General features: G+C 69.5%; 11 protein-coding genes. 1 reads left to right on the top strand and 10 read right to left on the bottom strand.

All coding sequences use genetic code 11. The features are described 5' to 3' along the window. Positions 1-646 (top strand): D-alanyl-D-alanine carboxypeptidase/D-alanyl-D-alanine endopeptidase (gene dacB / locus C667_RS14550; RefSeq protein ID WP_004367206.1); only part of this gene is annotated, 646 nt, incomplete at its 5' end. 380 nt (positions 647-1,026) lie between these two features. Here dacB and C667_RS14545 read toward each other — a convergent pair. From C667_RS14545 to C667_RS14500, 10 genes are all read right to left on the bottom strand, one after another. After that, the gene (locus C667_RS14545) at positions 1,027-1,440 is read right to left on the bottom strand and encodes a DUF4870 family protein (RefSeq protein WP_004367204.1); all 414 of its coding nucleotides are present in this window, start codon (positions 1,438-1,440) and stop codon (positions 1,027-1,029) included. Between the two features lie 121 nt (positions 1,441-1,561). Beyond that, positions 1,562-3,052, bottom strand: a complete 1,491-nt coding sequence (gene ubiD / locus C667_RS14540; RefSeq protein WP_004367202.1) for a 4-hydroxy-3-polyprenylbenzoate decarboxylase — start codon at positions 3,050-3,052, stop codon at positions 1,562-1,564. A 127-nt stretch (positions 3,053-3,179) separates the two neighbouring features. Beyond that, the gene (locus tag C667_RS24400) at positions 3,180-5,840 is read right to left on the bottom strand and encodes an Ig-like domain-containing protein (protein WP_004367200.1); all 2,661 of its coding nucleotides are present in this window, start codon (positions 5,838-5,840) and stop codon (positions 3,180-3,182) included. A gap of 174 nt (positions 5,841-6,014) precedes the next feature. Continuing rightward, complete coding sequence (gene pyrF / locus C667_RS14530) at positions 6,015-6,839, bottom strand: orotidine-5'-phosphate decarboxylase (RefSeq protein ID WP_004367197.1); 825 nt, start codon at positions 6,837-6,839, stop codon at positions 6,015-6,017. Between the two features lie 47 nt (positions 6,840-6,886). After that, on the bottom strand, positions 6,887-7,765 hold the full coding sequence (gene ubiA, locus C667_RS14525; RefSeq protein WP_004367194.1) for a 4-hydroxybenzoate octaprenyltransferase: 879 nt from the start codon (positions 7,763-7,765) through the stop codon (positions 6,887-6,889). Then, complete coding sequence (locus tag C667_RS14520) at positions 7,762-8,355, bottom strand: chorismate--pyruvate lyase family protein (protein WP_004367191.1); 594 nt, start codon at positions 8,353-8,355, stop codon at positions 7,762-7,764. The genes ubiA and C667_RS14520 overlap by 4 nt, the downstream gene beginning before the upstream one ends. 280 nt (positions 8,356-8,635) lie before the next feature. Then, entirely contained in the window at positions 8,636-10,681 is a 2,046-nt protein-coding gene (gene recG / locus C667_RS14515; protein ID WP_245538477.1) for an ATP-dependent DNA helicase RecG, read from the bottom strand. 198 nt (positions 10,682-10,879) lie between these two features. Further along, complete coding sequence (locus C667_RS14510) at positions 10,880-11,260, bottom strand: RidA family protein (protein WP_004367188.1); 381 nt, start codon at positions 11,258-11,260, stop codon at positions 10,880-10,882. 72 nt (positions 11,261-11,332) lie between these two features. Then, positions 11,333-11,770 (bottom strand): flagellar assembly protein FliW, encoded by a 438-nt coding sequence (gene fliW / locus C667_RS14505; protein WP_004367187.1) that lies wholly within the window; start codon positions 11,768-11,770, stop codon positions 11,333-11,335. Positions 11,771-11,844: 74 nt separating this feature from the next. After that, positions 11,845-12,143: SPOR domain-containing protein (locus tag C667_RS14500; protein WP_004367186.1), on the bottom strand; the 299-nt coding region annotated here is incomplete at its 5' end.

Below are 12,143 nucleotides of genomic sequence, written 5' to 3'. Positions count from 1 at the left end.
CGGCAGCGCGCTGGTCGCCGCGCTGTGGAGCGAGGTGGGCGGGCGCCTGGGCGGGACGGTGCGCGAGGGCCGGCTGCCGGCGGGTGCGCAGGAGCTGTTCGGAGACGACTCCGACCCGCTCGCCGACGTGGTACGCGACATGAACAAGTGGTCGAGCAACGTGATCGCGCGCCAGTTGCTGGCCACGCTGGGCCGGGTGAGCCTGCGCGAGGACGCCACCGAGGACATGGTGGCGGCAGGCGCCCGCGCGGCCGCCGCGACGCTGGCCGCCGCGGGCATCGACACCGACGGGCTGGTGATCGAGAACGGCTCGGGGCTGTCGCGCAACGAGCGCATCCGCGCCGACAGCCTGGGCGGGCTGCTGCTGGCCGCCTGGCAGCGGCCGTGGATGCCGGAGTTCATCGCCGCCCTGCCGGTCGCCGGCCTCGACGGCACCGCGCGTCGCCGCCTCGGCGACAGCCCGGCGCGCGGCCAGGCCCACATCAAGACCGGCACCTTGAACGGCGTGCGTGCGATGGCCGGCTACGTGCTCGACCGCAAGGGCCAGCGCCATGTGGTGGTGATGATGGTGAACCACCCCGAGGCCGCCGCCAGCGCCGCGGCCCAGGACGCCTTGCTGGAGTGGCTGTGGAGCGGCGGCGAATGAAGGCCGGGGGTAACGAAGCCCCGCTTTCGCGCCTGCCGGCGCTCCTACAAGGGGGTCGGACGCGCGCCGGTTCATGTAGGAGCGCCGGCAGGCGCGAACAGAGCCGCGCAGGGATCGACGCGGGCGCCGCGAATCACCGCCGAATTCGCTTCCGCCGCTCCTACAGGAGGTCGGGCGTGCGCCGGTTCATGTAGGAGCGCCGGCAGGCGCGAACAGGGCCGCGCAGAAATCGACGTTGGCGCCACGAATCACCGCCGAATTCGCGCCTGCCGGCGCTCCTACGGAAAACCTCGCAGCCGGCACCCTTGTAGGAGCGCCGGCAGGCGCGAATGCGGCCGCCCGAAAAGCATCTCCGTCAGCGACGCACGAAGCCTCACACCTCACGCCATCGGCATCGTCTGCCGCTGCATCAGGTTCCACCACCCGCGCACGACGCGATACAGGATCCACAAGCCGGCGATCAGCAGCAGCGCGAGCGCGAAGGGCACGCCGATGATGGTCAGCACCATCAGCGCCGACACCGCGATCCACAGCACCGCGAACCAGAAGGTGCGGATCTGCCAGCGGAAGTGGCTCTCCAGCCAGGTGCCGCGCACCGCGTTCTGGTTCCAGTAGTTCAGGATCACCGCGGCGATGGAGGGCAGGCTGGCGACGAAGCTGAAGATGATCGTCGCCGAGCCCACCAGCGCCGAGAACACCGCAAAGGCGTGCAGCGCATACACCAGGTGGGTGACGGTGACCATGTTCTCGGACGGCTGGCCGGCCCCGATCGGCGCGGGATAGGAATTGCTCATCGATTTTCCTCAAGCGGGAGCCCGCGCCGGGAACATCCGCAGCGCATGACAAAGGCTTCGACCCGGGACCATGCCGGGCGTTCGGCTGCAGTGCAACAACAAAACGTAACGCGCGCCCGCCCTACAGCCCCAGCTCACCCCACATCGCGTCCACCTTCGCCTTCACCGCCGCGTCCATCACGATCGGCGTGCCCCACTCACGGCTGGTCTCGCCTGGCCACTTGTTGGTCGCGTCCAGCCCCATCTTGCTGCCCAGCCCGGCCACCGGGCTGGCGAAGTCGAGGTAGTCGATCGGCGTGTTGTCCACCAGCGTGGTGTCGCGGGTGGCGTCCATGCGCGTGGTGAGCGCCCAGATGACCTCCTTCCAGTCGCGGATGTTCACATCCTCATCCACCACGAGGATGAACTTGGTGTACATGAACTGGCGCAGGAAGCTCCAGATGCCGAACATCACGCGCTTGGCGTGGCCCGGGTACTGCTTGCGGATGCTGACCACCGCCAGCCGGTACGAGCAGCCCTCCGGCGGCAGGTAGAAGTCGACGATCTCGGTGAACTGCTTCTGCAGCAGCGGCACGAAGACCTCGTTGAGCGCCACCCCCAGCATGGCCGGCTCGTCGGGCGGCTTGCCGGTGTAGGTGCTGTGATAGATCGGGTCGCGGCGCATGGTGATGCGCTCGATGGTGAACACCGGGAAGTCGGAGACCTCGTTGTAGTAGCCGGTGTGGTCGCCGTAGGGGCCTTCGGGCGCCATGTCGTTGGGGTGGATCGCACCCTCGAGCACGATCTCGGCCGAGGCCGGCACCTGCAGGTCGCTGCCGAGGCACTTCACCAGCTCGGTCTTGGCCCCGCGCAGCAGACCGGCGAACTGGTATTCCGAGAGCGAATCCGGCACCGGCGTCACCGCCCCGAGGATGGTCGCCGGATCGCAGCCGAGCACCACCGAGATCGGGAAGGGCTCGCCCGGATGCGCGCGCTGGTGCTCGAGGAAGTCGATCGCGCCGCCGCGATGCGCCAGCCAGCGCATGATCACGCGGTTGCGCCCGATCACCTGCTGGCGGTAGATGCCCAGGTTCTGGCGCTTCTTGTGCGGCCCGCGCGTCACCACCAGGCCCCAGGTGATCAGCGGCGCGGCGTCGCCCGGCCAGCAGTGCTGGATCGGCAGCTTCGCCAGATCGACCTCGTCGCCCTCCCACACGACCTGCTGGCAGGGCGCGGAGCGCACCTCCTTGGGCGCCATGTTGAGCACCTGCTTCAACACCGGCAGCTTGTCCCAGGCGTCCTTCAAGCCCTTTGGCGGCTCGGGCTCCTTGAGGTAGGCGAGCAGCTTGCCGACCTCCCGCAGCGGCGCGCTCCAGTTGCCGTCGGTGACGTCCTCGCCCATGCCCATCGCCACCCGCTGCGGCGTGCCGAACAGGTTGGCGAGCACCGGAATCGCCTGCGGCACGCCCTTGGTCACCGGCTTCTCGAACAGCAAGGCCGGCCCGCCGGCGCGCAGCACGCGATCGGCGATCTCGGTCATCTCGAGGTAGGTGTCGACCGGGGTCTTGATGCGGCGGAGCTCGCCACGGGCTTCGAGCTGGGTGAGGAAATCGCGGAGGTCGGAGTAGTTCATGTCTCTGGTGCGTCTGATTCGGATGCGTGCCGTGCTGATTGTTCCACGGCCGGATAGAAAAAGCCCCGCTTCACTTTTCGAAGCGGGGCTTCCAAGCTGTCAGGGGAAACGCCCCCCTGAACAAGCGTTACTGCTCGCCGACGCGGAACTCGAAGCTGTAGGACGGCGTTGCGCCCTCGACCGGACTGGCGGTGGTACCGCATTGACCGCTGGTGTTGCAGATCTGGTTGCCGGCCAAGTCGCGCGGCGAGGCGGACATCACGACACGGTAGTGCTGCCCAGGGACAAGATTGAGGCCGAGCCTCGGCAACGCATCGCCATATTCCACCGGTCCGAATGTGAAGCGTCGGTCGGTCTCGGCGATCAGATCGGTGGCGGTGGGCAAAGTGCTCGGCGAGGTGTCACTGCCAGAGCCAACCGTAACCTGCGTCGGCGTACCGCCGAACCCCGTAATCCGATAGACCGCGAAGGACTGCGGCACGATCGAATTGGTATCCATCGCCTCGTTGAACACGACGGTCACGTCTGCCGTCGGGCTGACATCGACTGCGCCATCTGCAGGAATCGTGTAAGCCACGCGCGGCGGGGTTGTATCAAGTTCCCCACCAGTCGAGAAGGGCACGACGTCCGGAACCAGGGTGTTTTGGGCGACGTCGCGAATCGAGTCGGTCAACACGAGTTCATACCGCGTGCCCGGGTCGTAACATCCCCCTTCATCAAATTGACTCAGGACGAAGGTCCGATCATCGATCTGTTCGGTTCCTGCCATCGAGAACGTCGCCCCGCCCTGGCGGCGGACGTACATCGACACGTTGTTCACAGTCACCGGGTCGATCGCTTCATTGAAGCGCACGACGACATCGGAGCAGCGATCCACCTCCTGCGCATCGCGCTGCGGAATGGTGTATGCGACCTGCGGAGCGACCGTATCGACAGCCCCACCGGTAGAGAAACCCACCACGCTGGCCACGAGCGGATTGCCTGAAACGTCACGGATCGAGTCCGTCAACACCAGCTCGTAATTGGCTGTCGCGTCATAGCAGACGTCTCCCTGGTTCAATGCAAAGGTGCTGTCGTCCAGTTTCGAGACGCTTGCCATCGAAAAGGTCTGCCCGCCCCGCCTGCGCACGAACAGGCTGACGTTGGTGACCGTGACCGGATCGATCGCCTCATCGAAACGGGCGACGATGTTCGAGCAGCGATCCACATCGGTCGAACCATCCGTTGGAATCGAGAAAAGTAACTTCGGCGCCGTCGTATCGACCCCGACACCACCCCCCGCCGCACCGTCGATCACCATGCTGAGGTTGCGATTGGCCTGCACGCCATTCGCGTCGGTCACGGTCAGCACGACCGGGTAGGTGCCCGAAGCAGTCGGGGTGCCGGTGATGAAGCCGGTGCGACTATCGAGGGCGAGGCCCGTCGGCAGCGCGGTCGAGACCCAGGCGTAGGGGCTGGCACCGCCCGTCACGGCAGGGGCATATGCGTAATACGCGCCCACGCTTCCCTTCGGCAGGTCGGCGGCCGTCACCGTGAGCGTGCCACCGGAGCCGGTTGTTTCACCGGCCACGGTAAGCGCAACCTCCTGCAACTTCTCGGCAGGAGTTCCAGCGCTGTCACGTGCGCGCACGATGAAGCGGAAGGTCCCACCGGAAGTCGGGACCCCGGAGATGATTCCATCCGAGGCGAGCGTCAGCCCACCCGGCAGGCTGCTGCCCGAACTCAGCGACCAAGCATAGGGAGGCACGCCACCGCTGGCGGACAGGATGGTCGCGTAGGACTGCCCGACCGACGCCCCAGGCAGCGTGCCATTCGACGTGATCGCGAGCGCCTCGCCGGAGCTGCTGCCGTCTACCACCGCGATCGAGACCGCATTCCCCACCTGGGTGCTGACACCATTGCCGACGTTGTTGTCCGCGCGGTCCGCGATCACCTCGACGAGCACGCTGCCGGTCTGTGCACCGCTCACCAGCGAGAACTGCGCGATACCGCCGATGGTCGCGAGGGTGACGGTCTTGGCAAGTTGGCCGCCGGCGCTGAGAAGTGCAAAGTCGTCCGCGGCACCCGGCGTCGAAACGATGCGGGCGATGAGGTTCGACACACCTGCGGCGGGATTGGGCACGGGCTGCCCGGCATCGTCGAGGATCCGCGCCTGCAACTGCAGCACGGACGGACCGTTCGTATTCTGTGCGTACACGAATCCGGGCGCCGCGGGGGCAATCTGCGCCTGCGCCGAAACGCCACTGCTCTGGCCCACCGCGATGGAAGACGTCGCGGTAACCAGCTTGCTCGATTGCGGATCGGTCACGGAGCAGGTGATCGTTGCGGTGCCTGCCGTCGCTCCGGCGTGGAAATGGAAGCTGGCGCCCCCCGCCGACGAGTCGAGCGTAATGGCCCGGTAGCCTACGGGATTGCCGTCTTCGTCTTCATGCTCCTCGTCGCCATCGAGATAGAAGAGCGCACCGGACTCCAGCCCTTCCGGGACGACACTGCACGCAAGATTGGTGCCGTCGGGAATCGGATCGCGCGTTCCTGCTCGTGTCCCCGTCACGTAAAGAGTCGTTGTGTACGGCGCGTTCACGCCGATCCCTGCCGAAGCGCCGAAGACGTTCAGGGGCAGTTGCGACGTCGCCGACGTCAGCGAAAGGCTGTAGTCGTTGGCTGGCGTGACGCCAGAGCCCGGAAGGCCGCCGGCGCTGCTTCCACTACTACCTCCACCGCCGCCGCAGCTGGCGACAGCGACGGCAGCGCCTGCCAGCGTAAGCCCCTTGAGCAGGGCGGATTCCATGAATGAACGCACAATCGAACTCCTTGTTTTTCTGGATACGAAGCCGGCCCCCGGCAACCCGCGGGCGAACCGCCCGACAGTCAAGCGCAGTTCGTCACCATTTGCAACTGGAATACGCACATCGTCATGCAACACTGCACAGTGCGCGAGCTGTCACGCTCTTGGGAAAACTCGTCACCGGAACGCATTGACCGCATCCCGCGTCTCCTGCGCCACCCTGCGCGCAGCCTGCGCGAAGTCCTCGCCCTTCCCCGCATACAGCACCGCGCGCGAGGAGTTGATCATCAAGCCGCTGCCGTTGGCCGTGCGTCCCGCCGCCAGGGTCGCGGCGATGTCGCCGCCTTGCGCGCCGATGCCCGGCACGAGCAGCGGCATATCGCCGACGAGTTCACGCACGCGCGCGATCTCGGCCGGGAAGGTGGCGCCGACCACCAGGGCGCAGTTGCCGCTGGCGTTCCAGTCGTCGGCGACGGTGCGGGCGACGTGCTCGTAGAGCTTCATGCGGCCATGGGGCGTATCGACCTCGAGGAACTGCAGGTCGGAGCCGCCCGGGTTGGAGGTGCGGCAGAGCAGGATCACGCCCTTGTCGGGCCAGGCCAGGTAGGGATCGACCGAGTCGCGACCCATGTAGGGATTGACGGTGATCGCGTCGGCCTTGAAGCGCTCGAAGGCCTCGATGGCGTACTGTTCGGCGGTGCTGCCGATGTCGCCGCGCTTGGCGTCGAGGATGACCGGGGTATCGGGGTGGGCGGCGTGGATGTGCTCGATCAAGGCCTCGAGCTGGTCCTCGGCGCGGTGGGCAGCGAAGTAGGCGATCTGCGGCTTGAAGCAGCACACCAGGTCGGCGGTGGCGTCGACGATCTGCGTGCAGAACGCGAGGATGGCGTCGGGCCGGCCCTGCAGGTGGGCGGGGAATTTCGCCGGGTCGGGGTCGAGGCCGACGCAGAGCAGGCTGTCGCGCTGCTGCCAGGCGGCGCGGAGGGCGGTCATGAAGTGCATGGAGATCGGTCCGGAGTAGGACTGCGCACGCCGGGCGCCGGCGGGGCTCAGGCGCGCAGCAGGAAGTCGATGAAGAGGCCGGCGAAGATCACGCCGCCGACCCAGTTGTTGTGGCGGAAGGCCTTGAAGCAGTCGGCGCGGTCGCGCGCGCGGATCAGGGTGTAGTGGTAGCCGGCGATGGCGCAGGCGGCGACGAGGCCGAGATACCAGGCGACGCCGAGCCCGGCGAGCACACCGACGACGGCCAGCAGCGCGAAGGCGGCGGCATAGCACAGCATCACCGCGAGCACGTCGTGGTGGCCGAAGGTGATCGCCGAGGTCTTGATGCCGATCTTGAGGTCGTCCGGGCGGTCGACCATGGCGTACTCGGTGTCGTAGGCCACCGCCCAGAAGATGTTGGCGAGCAGCATCAGCCAGCCGGTCGCCGGCACCGTGCCGGTGACCGCAGCGAAGGCCATCGGGATGCCGAAGCCGAAGGCGATGCCGAGGTAGGCCTGCGGGATCGCGAAGAAGCGCTTGGTGAAGGGGTAGCTGCCGGCGAGCAGCAGGGCGGGCACCGAGAGCAGGATGGTGAGGGTGTTGAGCGGCAGCACGAGGACGAAGGCGGCCGCCGACAGCCCGGCGGCGAGCGCGAGCGCCTCGCCGGGACTGACCGCGCCGGTCGCGAGCGGGCGGTTGCGGGTGCGCTCGACGTGGCCGTCGAAGTCGCGGTCGGCGTAGTCGTTGATGACGCAGCCGGCCGAGCGCATCAGGAAGGTGCCGGCGATGAAGATGGCCAGGATATACAGCGGCGGCCAACCCTCCGCCGCGATCCACAGCGCCCACAGCGTGGGCCACAGCAGCAGCAGGGTGCCGATCGGCTTGTCGATCCGCATCAGGCGGGCGTAGTGGGGAAGCTTGTCGCTCAGGCTCATGGCAGGGGTCATTTGCGCAGTTCCAGGATTGCGGGGAGGAAGGCCTCGCTCACCATCAGCGCCCGGCCCCGCAGCAGGAAGACCGAGCGCCGCGCCCACAGCGCGCGCGGCAGCGCCGGTGCGGGGGACTGGCGGGCGAGCGCCGCGGCCGCGCGATGATACCGCGCATCGCGCCCGTCCAGACGCCTGCACGCGAGCGGCAGGCGCGCGATCGCCGGGTCGGAGAACAGCGCCGCGCCGAGCGGGCGGGCGCCGATGCCATGGAAGAGGTTCCACGCCCCGCGCAGGTTGCGGCGCGGCAGCAAGGAACGCGCGAACACCACCGGGCGGCCATCAGCCACCAGCAGCACCTCGCGCAGCCCGGCGAGCTCGCCCGCACGCAGGCCGAGCAGCAGCGCCTCGTCGCGCCGCACACGGGCGAGGCGCTGGCACAGCACGCGCACCTCGAAGCCGGCGCAGCGCGCACGGATGCGCGCGGTGAGCGAGCCGGCATCCTTCAGCCAGGGCAGCAGCGCGGGCGGCAGCGCCGCGCGCGGCGGATGGGCGAGCCAGGTCTCGCGGCGCGGGCCGGAGTGGAGGGGAAAGGCGGTCAGGGAACGCATCGGTTCAGGCAGTAGAGGCGATTTCCATGCAGAAGGCGTCGCGCGTGGATAAGTTGTAGGAGCGCCGGCAGGCGCGAATGCGGCCGCGGATTGTGCCGGCCACGTCGACGGCCGAAGCAGCGTGTTCGCGCCTGCCGGCGCTCCTACAGGAGGCGTCATGGGAGGGGGGGTGCAGGAGCGCCGGCTGGCGCGAAGGCCGCCGCCGATCGTGCCGGCCACGTCGACGCCCGAAGCGCCATGTTCGCGCCTGCCGGCGCTCCTACAGGGGAGGCTACGGTCGTCATGCGCGCAGCAGGGCTTCGCGCCCGCCCAGCCAGCGCCGCATCAGCGCGTTGGCGGCGGCGGGGTCGTGGGCGAGCAGGTGCTCGGCGAGCTCGCGCGCGGGCTCGATCAGCGCGGCGTCGAGCTCGAGGTCGGCGTAGCGCAGCAGCGGCACGCCGCTCTGGCGGGCGCCGACGAACTCGCCCGGGCCGCGGATGCGCAGGTCCTCGCGCGCGATCGCGAAGCCGTCGGTGTTCTCGTAGATCACCTTGAGGCGCTCGCGGCCGGTCTGCGACAGCGGCTGGGCGTAGATCAGGATGCACACCGACTCCGCCGTGCCGCGCCCCACCCGGCCGCGCAGCTGGTGCAGCTGGGCGAGGCCGAAGCGCTCGGCGTGCTCGATCACCATCAGGCTGGCGTTGGGCACGTCGACGCCGACCTCGATCACCGTGGTGGCCACCAGCAGGTCGAGCTCGCCGGCGGAGAACGCGGCCATGGTGGCGGACTTCTCGTCGTTCTTGAGGCGGCCGTGCACCAGGCCCACGCGCAGCTCGGGCAAGGCCTCGACCAGGGTCGCGAAGGTGTCCTGCGCGGTCTGCAGCTGCAGCGCCTCCGACTCCTCGATCAGCGGGCACACCCAGTAGGCCTGGCGGCCCTCCAGGCAGGCGGCGCGCACGCGCGCGACCACCTCGTCGCGACGCACGTCGGAGACCAGCCGGGTGCGGATCGGTGTGCGCCCGGGCGGCAGCTCGTCGAGCACCGACACATCCAGGTCGGCGTAGTGCGTCATCGCCAGCGTGCGCGGGATCGGCGTCGCCGACATCATCAGCATGTGCGGCCGCCGTCCGCCCTCGCCCTTCTCGCGCAACGCCAGGCGCTGGCGCACGCCGAAGCGGTGCTGCTCGTCGACCACCGCCAGCGCCAGCCGCGGCAACGTCACCGGGTCCTCGATGAGCGCATGGGTGCCGACCGCGAGCAGCACCTCGCCGCTCGCCAGGCGGGCGAGCTCGGCCTCGCGCGCGCGCTTCTTGCGGCTGCCCGACAGCCAGGCCACGCCGATGCCGAGCGGCTCCAGCCAGGCCGAGAGCTTCTTCCAGTGCTGCTCGGCGAGGATCTCGGTGGGCGCCATCATCGCCGCCTGCCAGCCGTTCTCGGCCGCCTGCAGCATCGCCAGCGCGGCGACCAGGGTCTTCCCCGAGCCCACGTCGCCCTGCAGCAGGCGCTGCATCGGATGCGGCGCGGCGAGGTCGGCGGCGATCTCCGCGCCCACCCGCGCCTGCGCGCCGGTGGGGCGGAAGGGCAGCGAATCGAGCAGGGCCGTGGTCAGCACGCCGCGCGCCGGCAGCGCCACCGCGGCCTGGGCACGGCGCGCCAGCCAGGCGCGGCGCAGCGAGAGCTGCTGCACCAGCAACTCCTCGAACTTCATGCGCTGCCAGGCGGGGTGCTCGCGCTGCTCGAGCGCGAAGGGGTCGGCGTCGGGCGCGGGGTGGTGCAGCGCGCGCAAGGCCTCGGCGAAGCCGGGCAGGCCGAGGCGGCGCAGCCAGTCGGCGGGCAGCAGCTCGTCGAGCGGCTCGCTCTGCAGCGCCTGCGCGACCAGCTTGCGCAGCGTGAGCTGGCCGACGCCAGCGGTGGTGGGATATACCGGCGTGAGCGCATCGGGCAGCGCCTCGCCGGGCGCCACCGCGCGCAGGCGCGGATGCACCATCTCGAGCCCGAAGAAGCCGCCACGCGCCTCGCCGAACAGGCGTACGCGCGCGCCCGGCGCGAGCTGCTTCTGCTGCGAAGGGTAGAAATTGAGCCAGCGCGCCACCAGCGTGCCGCTGCCGTCGGCAATCCGCGCCACGAGCTGGCGGCGCGGGCGCAGCACGACCTCGGCGCTCGTCACCTCACCCTCGAGCTGGGCGGGAAAGCCGGGGCGCACCTGGGCGATCGGCGTCAGCCGGGTCTCGTCCTCATAGCGCAGCGGCAGGTGCAGCAGGAGATCGCGCGGCGCGCGCAGGTCGAGCTTCGCAAGTCGCCCCGCCAGCTGCGCCCCGACCCCCGCCCAGCCGCGCGGCGGCTGCATCGCGTTCAATCGTGGATCCTTCTCGCGGGTAGGAAAGAGGCGAGCGAGCGCGCATGCCCGCCGCTCGCCGACCGGCACGCGACCGGCACGTCAAAGCGGCGCACCTGGGACGCAGCGCGTCGAGCGCACCGCCCCTCACGCCTCACTCCTTACCTCTCACACCTTGCGCCTCACCCCTTACGCCTTACACCTCACGCCTCACCCGATCACCAACACCAGATCCGCCTCGACCAGCGCGCCGCGCGGCAGCTCGCGCACGCCGACGGTGGCGCGCGCCGGATAGGGCTCGGCGAAGCAGGACTTCATGATCTCGTTGACCACGCCGAAGTTGGCCAGGTCGGTGAGGTAGATGGTGATCTTGACGACGTCGGCGAAGGAGCCCCCGGCCGCCTCGGCCACCGCGGCGAGGCTGTCGAACACGCGCCGGGCCTGCGCCTCGACGCCCTCGACCATTTCCATTGTGGCGGGGTCCAGGCCGATCTGGCCGGAGAGGAAGACCTGGTTGCCGACCTTGACCGCCTGCGAATAGGGGCCGATGGCGGCGGGGGCATTGGGGGTGGAGATGATCTGACGGGCCATGGTTTGCCTCTGCCTGGGGAAAGCCGGCATTGTACCCGCGCCCGCGGGCGGGCATGCCGCCCGCGGCGCCGATCAGCCCCCCGCGCGCAGGGTGATCTCGCAGCCGAGGCGGTCGATAAGCTTCTGCAGGCCGACGCGCGCGCCGGTGTTGATGACCAGCGGCGCCATGAAGTTGGCGCGCAGGCCGGTGCCGGCCGGGCCTTCGCCATCGTCCTTGCGCACGATCACCACCACCGCGGCGTCCTCGGGCGTGCGCAGGCTCAGCAGCGCGACCTCCTCGTCATCGAGCGGGAACTCGAGGTGGACGCCGAGGCGCTCGGGGGCGGTCACCGAGAAGGCGACGTCGGGCTCGTCCACGCTCTGCAGCAGGAACACATGCGCCTCGCGCCCCTCCTCGTGCAGCAGGGTGAAGCGGCGGCAGTGCTCGAAGCCCGGCAGCCCCTTGGGGAACTCGATGATCTTGTCTTCGGAAATCTCGGCGCTGCCGAACAGCGGACTCTTGATCTGCATGACTGGGACCTCGCTTCAAAACGACATCATCATCCGCTTCGCGGCCAACCCGCCGTGACGCGCTTCACGCCCGCTCATCGCGAACGCTCGGGGGGAATCAGCACGCCAGGCCCGGCACCTGCCGCCTGCAGCCGCTTGCGCGCATGCTCGGCGGCCTCGCTGTCGGGAAAGGGGCCGAGCACGACGCGGCTCTGGATGTGCGCCGGCTGCCCGGCGGCGGCGGCCTGCTGGTAGACACGGAGCGCGTTGTCGGGCGCGGCGAAGACGCCGAGCTGGACGAGGTAGCCACGGCCGGCCGGCGCCGCCGCGGCGCGCGGGAGCAGGACGCCGTCGGCCTTTGCGACCGGCGCGGGGGGCGGAGGGCACGCCGCCG

It is taken from the genome of Thauera phenylacetica B4P (genome assembly GCF_000310225.1).
Lineage (GTDB): Bacteria > Pseudomonadota > Gammaproteobacteria > Burkholderiales > Rhodocyclaceae > Thauera > Thauera phenylacetica.
Note: the sequence above shows the minus strand (reverse complement) of the source record. Positions and strands in the feature narration are given on the sequence as shown.